Below are 18,421 nucleotides of genomic sequence, written 5' to 3' on the forward strand. Positions count from 1 at the left end.
GGAGCATTGAAATTCAGGGTGTTATTTATTTAAAAAGGAAGATGAATTAGTAAACATACTACTATACATATTGTTAGTATAAGTCAATTCTCTTCTTATATGATGCTACCTGTAGAAAATGTAAAGAAAATAATCGTATTCAGAGCCCTGCAATTAGGGGATATGTTATGTGTGATACCTGCAATCCGCGCGTTAAAACAGGCTTATCCACAAGCGAAAATCACTTTAGCAGGACTGCCATGGGCAAAATCTCTTGTTAGCAGGTTTCCGCAATACTTTGATTCTTTTATTCATTTTCCAGGTTATCCGGGTTTACCCGAACAAGAGGTCAATCCGCTTGCGTTTACCGCTTTTTTAGCGGAAGTGCAAAAACAGCAGTTTGACCTGGCCTTACAGATGCAGGGAAATGGCTCGATCGTGAATCCGATGGTGGAACTTTTTAATGCCAACTTTACTGCCGGATTTTGCAAAAAAGATGATTACGCACCGGACAATGGGTTATTTCTGCAGTATCCAAATCATGGCTCAGAGATTAAACGTCATCTCCTGTTGATGGAACATTTAGGCATTTCACCACAAGGATCCGCTTTGGAATTTCCTTTAACGACTGAAGATGAGGAAGATTTGATGGCTATACATCTTCCACTTTTAAAATCTCAAAAATATATATGTATACATCCCGGATCAAGAGGGGCATGGCGGCAATGGCCTACCGCACACTTTGCCTCACTTGCAGATTATTGCATCAAAAAAGGATTTCAAGTCGTACTTACCGGTACTAAGGACGAGTTGGGCATTGTGGAAGAAGTGAGTCGGAAAATGAAGTTAGACCCCATTATTGCTGCTGGAAAAACGAATATAGGCGCTATGGGTGTGCTGATAAAGAATTCCTTTATGCTGATTTCCAATTGCACTGGTGTGTCGCACATGGTTGCTGCCTTTAAAACCCCGAGTATTGTCATCAGTATGGACGGCGAACCCGATCGTTGGGCACCGTTAAACAGAGAACTGCACTATGTAATTGACTGGACCGTGAATCCGGATTTTGCTCTTGTTCAGCAACACTTAAAAACTAAGCTGGAAGTCTCCGCAAAAGTGCTTAGTTAATAAAGCTTTCCGGTATCTCAGGAATTATTAAGGTCTTGCCGTTTCGAATCTTTTGTACCGCTTGAAAGATGTCAGCAGGTGATACTGTTTTTATCTTTTTAGAGAAAAACGTGGCATTTACATATCGGATCACTTCATTTTTACTTTGCAGATTATTGGGCACAGTAAAAGGTAATACCTTTCCGTATGATTTCCACGGGGCATGTTGTGGATTTGATAAAGCATATAAAACGATTACAGGTGTTTTTGTTGCTGCTGCCAGATGTATCGTTCCTGTATTTACGGAAATGACTAATGGTGCTTTACTAATCAAAGCCACAAACTCTTCAATAGAAAACAGACCTCCAAGAGAGAAGGATTGACCTCCGGAAGCTTCTGCTAACTGGTCTGTTAATGCTTTTTCTTTCGCCCCTCCGGTAAAAAGGATCTGGTAATCATTTTTCAGCATCAGTTTTTGTGCCGCTTGAACCCAGAGTTCTAAAGGATAAGTTCGTTTTTGTTCACTCACGCCGGCATGGAGAATCAGCCATGGCTTTTGCAGATCTATAGGTAATGCGTTCAATTTTATTTGTGCTTTATTCCAGGCTTCATCTGTTTGGATAAGTGCTAAGTTTTCTTGTGATGGCGTAGCACCGATAGATTTTACTAAATCCAGATCTCTTCTTACCTGGTGTTTAATTAGTTTATAAGGCTCCTGATCAGGAAGCCAATGCGTAAGCAGATCGTATGGGTTTTCACGACAATAAGCCAGTCGCACCGGAATCTCCGCCAGGTAGGCCAGCATAGTAGCGGGCAAGGGATTCTGGCTGTACACGGTAAACATGACCGCCAGATCGAAGTTTTTCTTTTTAAGATCACCAATGATATCGAGAAAATGATCAGAAGAGGTATTGGCTGCATTTTTTACCCAGGGGAAGTCGCAGATCATGACCTCATCTATTTCAGGAATAAGTTTCGCTACCCCAGCTGCCATAGAAGAAGTTAATACAGTAATCTTTGCATTAAAGGTTTCCTTTAATGCGCGAATGGCCGGAGAGCTCATCAATAGGTCGCCCAGATTATCCGGACGGATGCATAGAATATTTTTATAGTTTGCTTGCAGCTTCATTGATGTTTTTTACAGTAAAATCAGGGTGGTTAAAGTCGTTCATGATCCATTCCGTTTCATTCCCATTGTTAATTAAGATGGTTTTGCAGCCTGCGCGCTGACCCGCTTCTATATCATGCAGAATATCCCCGATCATCCAGGATTGTGAAAGATCTATACCCCGCTCTACTGCAGCCTGCAAGATCATGCCGGGCTTTGGCTTTCTGAAATCGCAGTCCAGTTTATACTTTTCTATTTTTCCTTCCGGATGATTGGGACAATAATAAAAAGCATCTAAAGTGATCTGGTGTGCATGGAGAAGTTCTTTAATCTTCGCTTCTACTCCTTGTAATGCGGATTCTTCAAAGTATCCATGTGCTACACCGGACTGGTTGGAAATCACAATCAGTTCATAGCCTAATTCTTTAATGCGTTTCAATCCATCAAGAGCATGTTCTTCCAGTTTTATTAAAGCAGGGTCCACATTATAAGGTACATCCTGAATTAATGTGCCGTCCTTATCTATAAATACCGCTTTATGCATCATCTATTTGCTGACCTGCGCCTCGATTACCTGTGCTACCGTTTCTTCCCAGTCCTGAACAAAACGTTGAATGTTATATCTGCGCAATGCCGTTTTCCGTCCCTCAATACCGAGCTGAATAGCTTGTTGTTTGTCCACCAATAGCGTCTTCATTTTATCAACCAAAACCGAAATATCGGTATGGATGAATCCATTGACATCATTGGTAATTACGGTAGGCATCTCCGTAGTGGCCATTCCTATCACAGGAATCCCTAACATCATGGCTTCGCAAACGGCCAGACCATGACTGGTATAGCGGATGGGGTTAAAGAAAAACCGGTATTTACTGATGAATTCGGGTAATTGAGGGTGCAACACTTCCCCTAATCCCAGTTCTCCGGTATTCATCCCGATCAGGTCAAGTGGTATATGCTTGCGCACCTCCATGAAAATGTCAAGGCCCAATAACCTGCCGCGACTTGGGAGGTTATTGATCACTACAATGCCTTTTTCAATTTCGCCCGTATAAGGGATTTCAGGTACGGTTACACCGTGTTCAATCACTTTTGTTGTGATGCCATTATTATCCCACATCAGGCGGTTAAAATGTGTAACATGTACCAGCAAAACATCGGGGTCATTCACTACATGTTTGGTGTCTGTGGGATGAACCCGTGGCGGATCATGCTCAATATAGACCTTAGGTAATGCTCTTTGATCTTCAGATAAGATCTCGTACTGATCTTTCAGATAGTTGGTATTGGTTTGATAAATGATACAATCCAGATCAAGCTGTGGAATGTCATTTATGTGAACCTCATGAATATTGTCACCAAAAGGAAAAGTTTCTCCTCGTCCGTAATATCCTTCTGATTGTTCTTCTTTGACAGGGATATAGATGTCGTAATTACCTTGGGATAGATAATATAAGTAACTGCCATGGATATGCCAGGTAAAAAGCTGAGGGCGGGAGTTGTTCATCATTTTATAGGTAAGTATGATCAGAGACAACTGAAGGTAGCAGATTGTTTAAGAGGCCAGTAATTAACATGTAAGATTTTGTTATTTTAGGGTTAATACATTATATAATTTCCCGATAAGGACCAGCGTTGATCCCATGATAAGTCCGACTTATGCATTGATATATGGGACTTATGATCGGTTATTACCTGTTTCTTTATCGTTTGATTTTTAATCAATATTCATGATATGTTAAAATCCCTCTCCAGATTGTATAGAGCCGCTTTCTCTTTTTTGTCCCAAAATATAAGAGAAATTTCACTGCTAAGATTCTTGAAATGATTACCTTACCCGCTTAGCAAATATATTATGGCCACTATAGATAATAAAGGAAGAGTACGGGGAACCGCAGGGTCGGTCGTCTACCGTACTTACCGGGACAAGAACATTATACAGGGAAAACCTGCAAAGTTCAAACAGACCCAGGAAAGTATCAAAACCTCCACAGAGTTCGGTTTATCGAGTTCTACGGCTGCAATTATTCGCCAGGCATTTGAACCTGCTTATTTGCATCGGGATGGAACAGCTGTGAGTCGCAGTACGCAGTTGGTCTACCGAAGCATCCGTAACGGGTTTAGTGGAAGTGTTGGGGAACGGGATTTGCATGATGCAGACCTGAGTCATTTGAATGGCATGGAGTTTAATGCGGACAGCAAGCTGTCGGAAGTGCTTCAGATGAGTCACCAGGTGGAGCAGGATTCTGAAGGTCGTGTACGTGTTAAACTGGGAAGTTTAAACACCCAAAGTGGTATTAAGAGGCCTAAAGGGCTGTCGGCCGGAAAGCTTAAATACCGGGTTAGACTGATGCTGGTGGCGTTTAACTTCCGGGAAGAGTATTATGAACACCTGGAGGTGAAGGATGTTGATTTTGGGAGTTACGAAACAGTGGATGAGCAGGCGGTTTGCTTTGATAGTATTCCAAGTCCTTCTGGTATCTTGATGCTGAGCATGTCTTTGCTCGTTTATAATGCAATCGGGTTGGATGAGGAAGCAATTTTAATCAATTCCAAGGAGTTTAGTCCTTGCGCTATTATTGGGGCATTCCAAAGTACAACTGCCTCGGATCGTCCAAAAGCAGCAGTAAATCAATGTGCTGCAAATTATCCAGTAGAGCAGGGGAACCTGCATCATATGGTTTATGTAGGTAATTTATTGATGCTTGGGCTGGGTTTAAGGATTGACCTGCATGGAAGTACGGCAAGCAAGACTGCCCAAAAGGTAAATCTTACAGCAAGACTTAATGAAACGAGTTCGGGTATTACACTAGGCCAGCGCGTTTCATTTAAGAAATGATTTGCATTTTAAAGGGTTTAATCAGTTTGAAATTAACTTAAGGGGTCTAAGAAAGTTTAATTGTAGACATGGAAGCAAATTTCGATATGCACATGAAAGCATTTATTTAACATAAATTGATTTAAAACTATTAATTGTAAATTTGAATTATCACTTAGGTGCAAAAAATAAATATGAATAGTTTAGTTAAATCAAATTTATTGCAGATAAAGACTCTAATGACTCAATATGGTGTCATTAGAGCTCATTTATTTGGGAGTGCAGCTAATGGAAACATGACAGATAGTAGTGATATTGACTTTTTGGTAAAATTTAATCCTGATCTAAGTTATACCGATTACGGAAACAACTACTTTCAGCTCATTTACGCACTACAGAACCTGCTTAAAAAAGATGTAGACCTCGTGGCAGAAGAGACTATTACTAACCCATACTTACTTCAAAGCATAAACAAGCAAAAGATCGCTGTTTTATGAAGACTGAAGAAAAGAAACTCTTAACAGATATTGTTGTTGGCATTGCATCTATTGATGACCATCTTGAAGGACGTAGAATTCTTGAAGAATATATTAATAATAAAACCAAAAGAAGAGCAGTTGAGCGAGAGCTTGAAATTATCGATGAAGCCGTTAACAAGTTGTTAAAAATTAATCCAGCTATCGAAATTTCTTATGCGAGACAGATGGTTGATCTTAGAAACAAAGTCATCCATACATACGATAATGTAAATAACATTGTTATCTGGAGTGTCGTTATGAACCATTTACCGAAATTAAAAGCGGAGGTTGATATCCTTATGCAAGAAAATAAATAGCGTTATATATCGCAAAGTGTTTTATGAAGCATATGGAAAATTTCAAAGCAAACAAGTTTGTTAAACGCTTGTTATCAGGACGATGATTACAAACTTTGATGAGCCTTTTCATGTTAATGCTCGTGTTGGTGGTGAGTTACTACGCTTATTCATTACGCCAGTTTATAATAAAATCAATACCGAAGCTTCCTTTGAAGTTCTGTTTGATGGAAAGAAACTTGGTAATTTAAAACGACATAACATTATTAATTGGGAATGGGAGGAAAGTGACCTTGACCAGTCTATTGCTGATGAAATAGGTCTGAAAATAGATACTCATTTTAACTGATTGCTTTTTTACTAAACCGGTTACAAGAAACTCCTGTGCATTTTCAAGGTGTTGAATATGGGTGTAATTTAAAATCATACATTTAACATAATGTTAACAAATATTTTTTTGCATTAATTAAGAATATATGTAACATTGGGAAACCTAATTAACCTATATGAAATTTTCCTTTTTTGCGTTCTTGTTCTCCTTCTTTTTCTACACCGTGAACGCTCAGAATTTATATTCAGTTAAGGGTTTGGTATCAGATACAGCTTCAAACGAAAAACTTTTAAATGCTTCATTGAGTATCATGAATAGTAAGGACTCCACCCTTGCTGCATTTGGGAGAGCTAAAGCAGACGGATCTTTTTCTGTAGATAAACTAAAAGCAGGGAAGTTTTTTATTTTAGTTACTTATCCGGGGTATGCGGATTATGTAGAGTGTTTTAATCTGGACTCCCTGCACCGGAATAAAGATTTTGGGGACATTAAGCTGATTTTAAAAGCCAATCTATTGGCAGAAGTATTAGTGAAAGCTAAGGCTGTAGCTGTACGGATAAAAGGGGATACGACAGAATTTAACGCCGGGAGTTTTGAAATTCAGCCCAACTCAAGGGTTGAGGATTTAATTAAACAGTTTCCGGGGATTCAGGTGGATAAGGATGGTAAAATTACGGCTCAAGGGGAGGTAGTTAAAAAGGTGCTGGTTGATGGGGAAGAATTTTTTGGTGATGACCCTACGCTGGTAACTAAAAATATCCGTGCGGATATGGTGGATAAGGTGCAGTTGTATGATAAAAAGAGCGATCAGGCTACTTTTACCGGTATTGATGACGGGGAAAAGACTAAAACGCTGAACATCAAACTGAAGGAAGATAAAAAGAGTGGGTACTTCGGAAAAGTAGATGTTGGGGCAGGATCTGACGAGTTTTATAAGGGGCAGGGAATGCTGAATGTGTTTAAAGGGAAGCGCAAGTTTTCGGCTTATGCAATTGCAGGAAACGATGGTACGGTGGGCTTGGGTTGGGAAGATGCCGGTAAATATGGCGCTGGGGTGCAGGTATCTGACAATGGTGGCGTTTATTTTTCGGGTGGAGGATCAGATTATAATGGTCAGGGTATTCCTGTTGCACGAACGGGTGGACTGCATTATGATGCGAAGTGGAATCTGGATAAAGAAACTATCAATACCAATTTTAAAACTTCTTATCTGAATGTGGATGGTACTTCAAATACCCAGACACAGAATAATCTTCCAACTGGAGTGATCAATGAAGTTTCGGATCGTGATTTTAATACTAGTAACAACCGTCAGAAGTTGGATGCTACTTATGAAATTAAGCTGGATACTACATCAAACTTGAAGATTGTGGTGGATGGCTCATTGGCAGATACAGAGAGTAGTGAACAGTTTAAAACCACAAGTAGTAGGGGCGATGGGAGTTTGGTAAATAATAGCATCCGTGATAACAGGAATGATGGTAAGGAGCAATCGTTCTTTGCCAGTGCTTTTTATAATAAAAAGTTGAAGAAAACGAGTCGAACATTATCTCTGTTTGTTAGTCAAACCCTCCGTGATAATAAAACAACGGGATCTTTAAATTCAGCGAACAAATATTTTAATAGTGTGGTTGTTTTGGACAGTATTGACCAGTATAAATTGAATAAAAGTAATAGCGCATCTTTAAATACGAACATTACCTATACTGAACCCTTTAGTAAAACCTTCTCTGTGATTTTAAACTATGGGTATATACTGAATAATAGTTCTGCGGATCGCAGATCGTTTAATCAATCAGCTTCGGGAGATTATAATGTGCTGGACTCTTTATACAGTAATAACTTTGAAGTGGATGAGAGTAGAAACCAGGTAGGAATGGTGTTTAATTATAAAAAGGATAAAAATACCATCAACTTTGGTACAAAAGCAAGTGCAGTGGATTTTAAGCAAAAGGATTTATATGCAGATAAAACTTATTCGCGTAATTTCATAAACTGGAATCCGCAAGCCAGCTATCAATATAAATTCTCTCAACAAAAGTCATTTAGGTTGAGTTATCGTGGTAATAGCTCGCAGCCTTCTTTGAATCAATTACAACCTATTCTTCAAAATGATGATCCACTTAATATAACGGTTGGTAATCCTGACCTTAAGCCCTCTTTCCGTAATGGATTTGACTTGCAGCTTAATTCGTATAAAATTCTGAGTGAGCAGTATATTTACTTGTATGGTTCGTATAACTTTACTTTAAATGAGATTGTAAGTAATACACAGACCGATTCAGCGGGTAAAAATTTGTACCAGTATATCAATTTAAATAATAAACAACCGTCTAATTTTTATATGAATCTTTATTATGGCTGGAAGATTAGTTTAGGGGGGCTTAAAGTGGGCATAGATCTGGGTACTAACGGCAATACGTATTATAATTATGCCAATACCATATTAAACAAAACGACTTCGTACAGTTATTCTGGGGGACTTCGGATCTCTAAGTATAAACAAAAGAAGTATGATTTCTCCGTGTCAGCGAACCCTGGTTATAATGTCAGCGAGTCATCGTTACAAAAAGACATCAATAACAACGGGTTAACTTTTAATTCAAGCGGGTCGTTTTCCGTTTATTTACCTTTGAAATTTCAGATAAGTTCTGATATTAGATATGAGTACAGGGAAAAGACAGCTTCTTTTGATGAGGATTTTAAACGTACGCTTTGGAATGCCCGTGTGGAGAAAAAGTTTTTTAAGGCGGAGAGTTTTAGGCTTGTTGCAAGTGCTAATGACATTTTAAATCAGAATAAGGGGTTTGACCGAAGTGCATATAATAATAGGATCACACAGAATAGCTACACGACTATAAAACGCTATTTTATGTTTTCAGCTGTTTGGGATTTTAACAAAATGGGAGGGTCTGCGGGACTTAAAAAATGAAGATAAAGGTTATATTGTTATTTATGTTTTCTGTTTTTGCTGAGTGTGGTCTCCATGCACAGCATGCCAGGTTCATTTCGGAAGGATCAATTGAGTTTGAAAAGAAGATAAATATGTTTGCTCAGTTGAAGAAAAATATCACAGAAAAGAATGAGGTATACATGTCCAAAATGTATGATCAGTATGTGAAAACACAGCCTCAGTTTAGGACTGTTAAAAGTACCTTGTTATTTTCAAAAGATAAATCGCTTTATACACCTATTCCTGTAACTGTAACGAGTCAGAATAGCGCGTTTGGGGACGATCCGAATAATAGTCAGCCGAATACAATCTTCACCGATTTTTTAAGTGGACTGAGCATCGTGCAAAAAAAGGTTTTTGAAGAGACCTTTATCGTAAAGGATTCAATTAGGAAAATTACCTGGAAAATGACTGATGAGACACGTGAAATAGCGGGATATCAGTGTAGACGGGCTAATGCGGTGATGCTGGATTCGATCTATGTGGTTGCTTTTTATACAGATGAGATCCTGGTATCAGGTGGACCGGAGTCATTTAGCGGTTTGCCGGGAATGATTCTTGGAGTCGCTCTTCCACATGAGAACATGACTTGGTTTGCCACCTTGGTATCTGACAAAACAATAGATAAGACGGTGTTGAAGGCCCCTGTGAAAGGTAAACCTGTAAATAATAAAGCGTTAAATGCAAAATTAAATGACATTATTGAACGATGGGGACCGCAGGCGAAGAATATGTTAAAAGGTTTTTTGCTTTAGATATAGTGTCCAAAAGTTCCTAAAAAAAGCGGCAATTCTCTATTTGAGAACTGCCGCTTTTTTATTAACTTTTTTTAGCGTTAGAGACTAATTTGAATTCATTATGATGTAGAATTTCAATTCAGAATAGAGCCTCTTATAACGGTGTTGATTATTCCTGAGAAGCTTGTTCGTTCACAAAGCTTTCTGCAACTTGAGTTAAAGCAACATCGGTAGCTTTTTCATTTTCAAGGATTTGTTCTAAGATGGCTACGACATCACTATGTCCCATGTTTTCGGCAAAGGTTTTTAGCGTGCCATAGGTAGCAATTTCGTAATGCTCTACTTTTTGAGCAGCAAGTATTAATCCAGCATCACGTACCATAGTTCCTTTTTCTGTATCCTCAATGATGCCGTCTGCTTCAGATAACAAACCTTCCATTGCATCGCATTTTTTTGCTGATGCTTTTTCTTCTACTAAAGCGAATACTTCTTCGAGTTTGGTAATGTGCTCTTGTGTTTCTAATGCGTGTTTTTCAAATGCAGAAGCAAGTTCCGTACTGGTAGCTGCTTTTTTCATTTTAGGAAGGGCTTTTACTAAATGTTTTTCGGCCCAATAGATGTCCTTCAATTCGTCTACAAAGAATTTGTGGAATTCAGAGTCTTCCATTTTTCCTGTAAGGCCTGTTGGTTTTTTGGATGCATCCTTAGTGCTTGTTTTTGACGTAGTTGCCATGGTAAATTGTTTTTAAAGGTTGATAAAATGTATTAGGTTAACCTTTAAAAAGTGGAATTGTTTAGTAAAAAGGAGCGTTTTTATCTACTGAATCTGATGAATTCTGACACTTATTGAAGCTTACGTAAAAAGTATTTCCTTCATTTGGAATACTTTCAAACCAGATTTTAGCTTTCTGAAGTTTGGCAAAATCCCTACATAAAACTAATCCTAATCCCGCACCTTTTTCATTGTTTGTTCCATAGGTAGTCTCTCCTTCTAATGTGAAAAGAGTGTGCTGGCGATCAATTTTAATTCCTATGCCATTGTCTGCTATCTTTATGATCCATTCTAATGGATTTTCAATGGTTTGAATGGTTATTTTACCTGGAGAGGGGGTGAACTTAATAGCATTATTAATAATGTTGCGGACAATAACTTCCAGCATATTTGGATCAGCCAAAATACACGCATCAGGATCCAGTTGAATATCCAGATCTATTTTCTTTTGAGAAGCTATATTTTTTTGAACTTTAAATGTGGTGGATAATGCGTCATTAAGCCGTGTGTTCTGTAGTTTTACATTAAACCCTTCCAACTGAGAACTGCTCCAGGATAGTAAATTAGATAACATTTGCTGCGTGTTTTCTGTGGTTTTTAACAGGTCATTTTCTAACGTTTGCCTTTCATCACCAGGCAGCTGTATTTGGGAAATTATTTCGAGATAACTATGGATGTTATTCAAAGGAGACCGGAGGTCATGAGCGAGGATAGAGAATAATTTATTTTTAGTGTTATTGGCCAGATCTAGTTCAATGGCTTTTTGTTTTACTTTATTATGTTCGGATTTATAGCTATCCAGCATGTATTTTATTATGAAGGACATGATAAAGATGGCAGCAATATAGGTGTAAATAATATCGGCGTAGCGATCATTTCGGGTTTTATAGGTATATTCTATCAGATTGGGATAATAATTTTCAAAAAGCAGTAGAGCCACAATGGTTAAAAGATTTAGGATTATCCACAGCCTAGCTTGATTTTTTTGTGCAATGATGATTGTTATTAAGAATAGAATTAAAAATAGTATGGTTGTTGGTCCATTACTTCCTGAATTAAAATAGAAGTTAATAGCAAACATTGCATTACCAAGGATACAATAGACAGTAATGCTTGTTCCCGTCTTCATTTTGACCCTGGAAATGTAATACAGGAACAACATGATCAGGTGAAGAGCAAACATTAAGGCTGCAAGGTTATAAAGTTGCAAATACAGGTTTACGAATATATTTAAAAGGCAAATCAATAATGGAAGAATGCAAGCCGCATGAAAGATGCGCTGTTCCAATGAGAAGTGTTCTTTACTTCCAATAAGCTTAACCCAATTGATACTTATAAAATCCTTAATGCTCTGCACGGTTGCATATTAGCTTGGTTGTACGAAAATTACTTTCAAAGGTTCCGGATCTTAGGTTTAAAGGGCTGTTTTTTAATAAAACTCGATGATTTGTTAATTAATTGACATTAAGATAACACGCTGTTAATTTTAACCCTATTATTCTTACTTTTGCACACCTTTTTTAAGATAAGGCTGTAACGCATGGATAAAGATACCCTTTCCTCCTCTATATTGATTAAGAAAAACGAGGATAGAAAACGAACATTTAAGGATAGAAAGCGAACTAATATATTAAAGAGTACCGAACAAAATGCAATTGGATGGCTGGTGAGTAAAATGCCGGCTTTTATTTCTCCTGACATGCTTACAGGACTCGGAATGTTTGGGAGTTTTCTTGTTCTTGTAGGGTTTCTTTTAGCCGCTCATTTTCATGTATCCTATCTTTTGGTTGGGGTAGCGGGACTTGCTATAAACTGGTTGGGCGATTCGTTGGATGGTAGAATTGCCTATTACAGAAATATTCCAAGGAAGTGGTATGGGTTTTCACTGGATATCATTATGGATTGGATCAGTACGATTCTGATGGGCCTGGGCTTTTTAGTTTACATTAAAGGGGACTTTGAAATTGTTGCTTTTCTTTTTGTGGCTTTTTATGGCTGGGCAATGATTATTTCTCAACTTCGGTATAAAATCACAGATAAATATACTATTGATTCAGGGATATTTGGCCCTACAGAAGTTCGCCTTCTTATTTGTGCCCTTCTGATTAGTGAAATTTTCTTTGCAGGCTCTATTGACTGGCTTGCCATGATGATGTGTTTTGCTTTGTTTATTATTAATTTGATTGATACCAAGGATCTATTGGCTCTGGGGGATCAGCGTGACCTTGAGGATAAAGCCGCCAATAAAAATAATAAATGATCAATCGGTCTTCATTAAAGATTTTTATTAGGGCTCAGTTCTCCGCCTTTACAGGAGGCATAGCTGATTACCTGACTATGATTTTTTTTACTGAAGTCGTCGGGTTTCATTATACCCTTTCTATATTTATTGGTGGAACTATAGGAGCCGTTGTTAATTTTACCATTAACAGATACTGGACTTTCAAAGTTAATAATGAAGATCAAAAATCGATTAATGCCCAGTTATTCAGATTTTGTTTGGTTGTATGTGGTAGTATTTGCTTGAAAATTTCAGGTACTTATTCATTGACTGAACTACTACGACTGGACTATAGGATCAGTCGGCTTGTTGTAGATTTGATCGTCTCGCTATTATTCAACTATGTTCTTCAAAAGCATTGGGTTTTTGTAGCGGCAAGTAGAAAAAGCAGATAGAATATTTGTTTTGAACTGTTTGATTTAATTGGCTTGTTTTTGGAAGTGTTTAATTTAATTGGTTAGTTTTTAACTTTTTAATTTTAAGCTAGTTTTATTTTGTTTAGTGTTCGGAGATAGTTGCAGAATCGGCATCCTGTTTAAAATGAAGAGAAGCTTTTTTTCTGGCTCCTCTGCTAGAATGTTAGGCATTCCGGAATAATTATATATAACTTTTCCCTTCGGCTGTACGAGCAGCATCAGGTTCAAAGGGTCTTGATCTCAGCCTATGGGCACCCCTAAAGTATTATAATTTATTTTCCTGGATTATTAAAATCGTAGCTTTGATTATACAAAGTTTTCGCCATACTTGGTTTTTACATCGGCAACGATCTGTTTTACTTCCTGTTCGCTTTCGCGGGGGATAATCATCAGCGTATCGTTTGCTTCAGCAATTATATAGTCGTGCAATCCTTTGATCACTAATTTTTTGCCTTCAGGAATGTTGATCATACAGCCGGAAGTGTCGTGCAGAATTGTTCCCTCGGAAGGAATAACTACATTTTGGTTTTCATCCTTCTCAGCCAGGGAATATAAGGATGCCCATGTTCCTAAATCAGACCATCCAAATTCTACGGGTAAAACGAATACATTTTCAGCGTTCTCCATTATTCCATAATCAATTGAGATATTCTGGCAGTTTGGATAGTTCTCTTTTAAAAATGTGGATTCATTTCCGGTATTGTAAACGTTTCTTCCCTGAAGAAATAGCTTATTCATTTCGGGTAATTGTGTTTCAAAGGCTTTTAATACTTCTGCAGCACTCCATATGAAAATCCCTGCATTCCATAAATAATCACCACTCTTTAAAAAGCTTTCCGCGTGCTCTTTGTCGGGTTTTTCGGTAAACTGAGCTACTTTTTTAAAGCCATTACCTAATTCCTGATTGGAGTAACGGATGTACCCATAGCCGGTATCGGGTCTGGATGGCTGTATGCCAAGCGTAATCAAACAAGGGTTGCTTTCGGCAGTTTGCAAAGCATTGCTGACATCCAGTGTAAATTGACGTGTATTTAAGATTAAGTGATCAGAAGGTGCGACTACAATTGATGCCTTAGGATTGAGTTCGCTGATTTTGTGACAGGCATAGGCGATACATGGAGCTGTATTACGCATAACTGGTTCGCAAAGAATCTGGTAGTCCTGAATTCCTTTTAACTGTTCTTTGACGAGGTCCCTGTATTTGTCGTTTGTTAATATATATATGTTTTGTGTTGGAACGATATCTTTGAAACGCTCATAGGTTGCTTGGATGAGACTCATGCCTGTACCCGCAATGTCAATAAATTGTTTAGGATATGCGGTGCGACTAACAGGCCAAAAACGGCTTCCCACTCCCCCTGCCATAATAACAGCATAGTAATTGCTGTTTTGTGTTTGATTAATCATCTGTAGTATAGTATTAAATTTGATATACGATTTTCTCGTGTATGTGATGTAAAAATATGATTTTTCAATATAGGCTATATAAGTTATCTCATGTAAATTTTAAATAGCCTGATGCAAAATACAAAATTTGGCTGATTGTAAGGGTAATTGCTTAAAGAATGGAATTTTTACTAATTTCACCAGGATAAAAGGTGATACGCGTTTTTGTATTCTGCGGTATTTCATATTTACAAAGTATATGGTATGATTCTTCGCCTATTATAAACTCAAAGTTCTTACTGATTCGTGATGTAGATAAACAGATCGTATGTAATCATTCTCGTTTTATGACCTCAAAGTTCTTACTATTTTCAATATATAGAAACTAATGGTATATATTCCTTCTTCTTCCCGGTATTCAAATATGGAATACCGCCGCTGCGGAAACAGTGGGTTAAAACTCCCTGCTATGTCGCTAGGCTTGTGGCATAATTTCGGCCATGCTTCAGATAAGACAAACAGTCGCAATCTGATTACAACAGCATTTGATGCTGGAATTACGCATTTTGATCTGGCTAACAACTATGGACCTCCTCCGGGATCTGCGGAAACGCGTTTTGGTAAAATAGTACATACTGATCTGAGTGGTTGTCGTGATGAGCTGGTTATATCTTCTAAAGCCGGATACAATATGTGGGACGGACCTTATGGAGAATGGGGTTCACGTAAGTATTTGATATCGAGTTTAGATCAGAGTTTGAAAAGAATGAATCTGGACTATGTGGATATTTTTTATTCTCATCGGCCTGATCCGGATACGCCTTTAGAAGAGACTATGGGGGCGCTGGATCATATCGTACGTCAGGGTAAAGCGCTTTATGTGGGAATTTCAAATTATAAGCCTGAGGAAGCAGAAAAGGCCATATTAATTTTAAAAGAATTGGGTACTCCTTGTCTGATTCATCAAGCCAAATATTCAATGTTTGAACGATGGGCGGAAGATGGGCTTCTAGATTTGCTGGAAGATAAAGGCTTGGGCTGTATTGCTTTTTCGCCTTTGGCTCAAGGTCTGCTTACTGATAAATATCTGAATGGAATTCCTCAAGACTCAAGAGTTGCTACTAGTGGGGTGTTTTTGAAAGAGAGTAATATTACTGAAGAGGTTCGAGTAGTGATTAGGCAGTTAAATGAAGTTGCACAGTCAAGGGGACAAAAACTTGCGCATATGACTTTGGCCTGGTTATTAAAGGATGAGCGGATTACATCCGTATTAATAGGAGCGAGTCGGCCAGAGCAAATTACCGATTCATTACTGGCACTAGGTAATACTGCTTTTAGCGAGGAGGAGCTTGCTTTGATCAATTCAATTTTGAAGTAAGGGGAGTTGGTTGATTGGGGTTTTAATTTGAAGCGCAGGATTAAATTTTTCAATGTTTATGCCTATATAGGAAATGGGCTGATTTTTAATTTATAGCATAGGAATGAATGTTTTTCGATGCATGTAACTATTTGGGTAATTGAATGATTTTCAAGTCAAAGTGCATGATTAATGTTTTTTGGCGCTTATAAATAAGTAGGCAATGAGTTGATTTTCAAGTTAAAGTATAGGATTAAATGTTTTAGATGTTTATGACTATGTAGGTAATGAGTTTATTTCAAGTTAACGCCTAAGATTAAATGCTTTTTGGCGCGTTTGACTATGTAGGAAGTGAAAATTATGTTCCAGATAAAGCTCCGGAAGGAATATATATGAAATTTATTAAAACACTATTTCAGTTATATCTTGAGATATGACTGAAATAAGAAAGTAGTTTTCTTCAAGAAATAATCTTTTGACTCTTCATGGATTAATAAATAGAACCAAGGCATGTTTTATTACGTATACTTAAATATCTGATGTGTTTTGAAGTCTAATTGTCCATAAATACCAACATATTTGATAGATAAAACCAGATTGGATGGCAATTTAATAGAGGGATACAAAACGGAATGGTAAGTAGCTATACATCAGTATGATAATATATAAAAAACTATACTAATTATCATGTGTTATGTTTTTAAATATGATTATAATATTTGCTTTGATTGTGTTAAATTATTGTTAATGTTTTAATTAAATGATTTTATTTTTATATTTGTTGTAACATTAATTGGGGATTTATGCAAACACGATACTTATATTTATTGCGTTTTGTGCTTTTAGCTACGGATATAATCTTAATAAACGCATCATTCTTTTTGGCATTCTATGCCGTATTTGGCATACAAGCATCACCGTTGGAAGGGTCATATAAGAATTATCTGCTTGTTTGTAATCTGATATGGTTTTTCTCATCTAACGTATGCGGACTATACCGTAATGAATCATTAGCTGAAATTGTAAGTATTTATAGAGCTAGCTGGAGAGCAGTTGCCTTCCATGCTGTACTTTTTGTTTTTTATCTGACATTCTCAGATAATTATACCATTTCAAGGGCCTTTATAATAACACTTTACCTGGCAATCAGCGTTGCTTTTTTATTAAGCCGTTTTGCTGGAACATTTTTTGAATTTGTGTTATACAGGCACTTTAAAGTAAGTAAACCTGTTGCTGTTTTAGGTAAAAACAATACTGGACTACGTCTTGCAGGTTATCTGGAGAAAAGTCAAAACTTTAAATTTGAAGGGTTTCTTCATAATGATGAGGAAGATACACTTTTTGTTAAAGAGGATGGGTCTTTATTGCCATCGACTTGTAAGCATATTGCCGACGCTGCTAGTCGGGGTATTAAGGATGTTTATGTGTCGTTGACTCCTGATAGGATGGTTGAAGCGAAGTATCTGTTAGAGGAAGCAGAGCGTCAATGTGTGAGACTTAAATTTGTGCCCGATTTAACAGGTTCGCTGACTGCTCCTTTTACAATGAGCTACATGGGTGAATTTCCCGTTATAAGTTTACGCCATGAGCCTTTGGAAAATATGCAAAATCGTTTTAAGAAGCGAGTCTTTGATATTATTTTTAGTTCATTAGTGGTGATTTTTGTAATGAGCTGGTTGGTTCCCATTATTGGAATCATTATAAAAAGTCAAAGTAGAGGTCCAATATTCTTCAGGCAATTGCGTAGTGGAAGGAATAATGAGCCATTCTGGTGTTATAAATTCCGGAGTATGAAGATGAATAATGATAGCGACAAGAAACAAGCTAGTAAAGACGATGATCGGATTACTCCAATTGGGAAGTTTCTTAGGAAAAGCAGCTTGGATGAATTCCCTCAATTTTTCAATGTTTTGCTTGGGAATATGAGTATAATAGGTCCGCGACCTCATATGATTAAACATACAGAACAGTATAGTGCCATTATTGACCGTTATATGGTTAGGCAATTTTTGAAACCAGGTATCAGTGGTTGGGCACAGGTTAATGGTTTTAGGGGTGAAACTGAAGATCCCCGTTTAATGGAAAAGCGTGTTGAGCATGATATATGGTATATGGAGAACTGGAGCTCAATGCTAGATGTTAAGATAATTTTTATGACGGTTATTAATATGTTTAAAGGCGAGGATAACGCTTATTAATATTATATGTTAAAGTGTTTGCTCCATTTATAGAGGCATTACTTATAGGAATCTTATAAATTAACCCTAGGATTAATTTATAAGATTTTTTTTGTATAAGGGATTTTTTTAGAATGTATGCCAGTATTCTCAACTGCTCTCGCTGTTTCTTTTGTCAAGAATGC

The 18,421-nt window shown here is 37.5% G+C and carries 17 protein-coding genes and 1 riboswitch; of the genes, 11 read left to right on the forward strand and 6 right to left on the reverse strand.

Annotation, left to right across the window (positions count from 1 at the left end):
• Positions 1–99 precede the first annotated feature (99 nt).
• Entirely contained in the window at positions 100–1,107 is a 1,008-nt protein-coding gene (locus tag ADIARSV_RS05710; protein ID WP_016194472.1) for a glycosyltransferase family 9 protein, read from the forward strand.
• Here the strand turns inward: ADIARSV_RS05710 and ADIARSV_RS05715 are convergent.
• The 3 genes from ADIARSV_RS05715 to ADIARSV_RS05725 are packed head-to-tail and all read right to left on the reverse strand — an operon-like array spanning position 1,100 to position 3,704.
• On the reverse strand, positions 1,100–2,215 hold the full coding sequence (locus tag ADIARSV_RS05715; RefSeq protein WP_016194473.1) for a glycosyltransferase family 9 protein: 1,116 nt from the start codon (positions 2,213–2,215) through the stop codon (positions 1,100–1,102). The genes ADIARSV_RS05710 and ADIARSV_RS05715 overlap by 8 nt on opposite strands.
• Entirely contained in the window at positions 2,193–2,741 is a 549-nt protein-coding gene (locus tag ADIARSV_RS05720) for a D-glycero-alpha-D-manno-heptose-1,7-bisphosphate 7-phosphatase (RefSeq protein ID WP_016194474.1), read from the reverse strand. Before ADIARSV_RS05720 ends, ADIARSV_RS05715 begins: the two co-directional genes overlap by 23 nt.
• Positions 2,742–3,704, reverse strand: coding sequence for a glycosyltransferase (locus tag ADIARSV_RS05725; RefSeq protein ID WP_200864719.1), 963 nt, complete (start codon positions 3,702–3,704; stop codon positions 2,742–2,744). It lies immediately after the preceding gene.
• Between the two features lie 345 nt (positions 3,705–4,049).
• On the opposite strand from ADIARSV_RS05725, the gene ADIARSV_RS05730 reads away from it, so the two are divergent.
• From ADIARSV_RS05730 to ADIARSV_RS05755, 6 genes are all read left to right on the forward strand, one after another.
• Entirely contained in the window at positions 4,050–5,033 is a 984-nt protein-coding gene (locus ADIARSV_RS05730) for a hypothetical protein (RefSeq protein WP_016194476.1), read from the forward strand.
• 173 nt (positions 5,034–5,206) lie between these two features.
• Entirely contained in the window at positions 5,207–5,509 is a 303-nt protein-coding gene (locus ADIARSV_RS05735; RefSeq protein ID WP_040299239.1) for a nucleotidyltransferase family protein, read from the forward strand.
• The gene (locus ADIARSV_RS05740; RefSeq protein ID WP_016194478.1) at positions 5,506–5,847 is read left to right on the forward strand and encodes a HepT-like ribonuclease domain-containing protein; all 342 of its coding nucleotides are present in this window, start codon (positions 5,506–5,508) and stop codon (positions 5,845–5,847) included. Before ADIARSV_RS05735 ends, ADIARSV_RS05740 begins: the two co-directional genes overlap by 4 nt.
• A gap of 82 nt (positions 5,848–5,929) precedes the next feature.
• Entirely contained in the window at positions 5,930–6,175 is a 246-nt protein-coding gene (locus tag ADIARSV_RS05745; RefSeq protein WP_016194479.1) for a hypothetical protein, read from the forward strand.
• 157 nt (positions 6,176–6,332) lie between these two features.
• A complete protein-coding gene (locus ADIARSV_RS05750; protein ID WP_016194480.1) occupies positions 6,333–9,089 on the forward strand; it encodes an outer membrane beta-barrel protein in 2,757 nt (918 codons plus the stop codon).
• Positions 9,086–9,865 carry a GLPGLI family protein gene (locus tag ADIARSV_RS05755; protein ID WP_083936530.1) on the forward strand — a complete coding sequence of 260 codons (780 nt, stop codon included), beginning with the start codon at positions 9,086–9,088 and terminating at the stop codon, positions 9,863–9,865. The genes ADIARSV_RS05750 and ADIARSV_RS05755 overlap by 4 nt, the downstream gene beginning before the upstream one ends.
• A gap of 151 nt (positions 9,866–10,016) precedes the next feature.
• Here the strand turns inward: ADIARSV_RS05755 and ADIARSV_RS05760 are convergent, their stop codons facing one another.
• Both ADIARSV_RS05760 and ADIARSV_RS05765 read right to left on the reverse strand, forming a co-directional pair.
• Positions 10,017–10,580 (reverse strand): YciE/YciF ferroxidase family protein, encoded by a 564-nt coding sequence (locus ADIARSV_RS05760; protein ID WP_016194482.1) that lies wholly within the window; start codon positions 10,578–10,580, stop codon positions 10,017–10,019.
• A gap of 61 nt (positions 10,581–10,641) precedes the next feature.
• Positions 10,642–11,976: a sensor histidine kinase gene (locus ADIARSV_RS05765; RefSeq protein ID WP_016194483.1), complete on the reverse strand. Its 1,335-nt coding sequence runs from the start codon at positions 11,974–11,976 to the stop codon at positions 10,642–10,644.
• A 183-nt stretch (positions 11,977–12,159) separates the two neighbouring features.
• Here ADIARSV_RS05765 and ADIARSV_RS05770 point away from each other — a divergent pair, with 183 nt between their 5' ends.
• Both ADIARSV_RS05770 and ADIARSV_RS05775 read left to right on the forward strand, forming a co-directional pair.
• Positions 12,160–12,879 (forward strand): CDP-alcohol phosphatidyltransferase family protein, encoded by a 720-nt coding sequence (locus tag ADIARSV_RS05770; protein WP_016194484.1) that lies wholly within the window; start codon positions 12,160–12,162, stop codon positions 12,877–12,879.
• Positions 12,876–13,295: a GtrA family protein gene (locus ADIARSV_RS05775; RefSeq protein ID WP_040299240.1), complete on the forward strand. Its 420-nt coding sequence runs from the start codon at positions 12,876–12,878 to the stop codon at positions 13,293–13,295. The genes ADIARSV_RS05770 and ADIARSV_RS05775 overlap by 4 nt, the downstream gene beginning before the upstream one ends.
• 199 nt (positions 13,296–13,494) lie before the next feature.
• Positions 13,495–13,585, reverse strand: a riboswitch (TPP riboswitch).
• 37 nt (positions 13,586–13,622) lie between these two features.
• Here the strand turns inward: ADIARSV_RS05775 and ADIARSV_RS05780 are convergent.
• Entirely contained in the window at positions 13,623–14,723 is a 1,101-nt protein-coding gene (locus ADIARSV_RS05780) for a mannose-1-phosphate guanylyltransferase (RefSeq protein ID WP_016194487.1), read from the reverse strand.
• 367 nt (positions 14,724–15,090) lie between these two features.
• Here ADIARSV_RS05780 and mgrA point away from each other — a divergent pair, with 367 nt between their 5' ends.
• Both mgrA and ADIARSV_RS05790 read left to right on the forward strand, forming a co-directional pair.
• The gene (gene mgrA, locus ADIARSV_RS05785; RefSeq protein WP_016194489.1) at positions 15,091–16,080 is read left to right on the forward strand and encodes an L-glyceraldehyde 3-phosphate reductase; all 990 of its coding nucleotides are present in this window, start codon (positions 15,091–15,093) and stop codon (positions 16,078–16,080) included.
• Positions 16,081–16,862: 782 nt separating this feature from the next.
• Positions 16,863–18,257 carry an undecaprenyl-phosphate glucose phosphotransferase gene (locus ADIARSV_RS05790; RefSeq protein WP_016194491.1) on the forward strand — a complete coding sequence of 465 codons (1,395 nt, stop codon included), beginning with the start codon at positions 16,863–16,865 and terminating at the stop codon, positions 18,255–18,257.
• Positions 18,258–18,421 lie beyond the last annotated feature (164 nt).

The sequence above is a fragment of the Arcticibacter svalbardensis MN12-7 genome (genome assembly GCF_000403135.1).
In the GTDB taxonomy this organism is placed as follows: Bacteria; Bacteroidota; Bacteroidia; order Sphingobacteriales; family Sphingobacteriaceae; genus Arcticibacter; species Arcticibacter svalbardensis.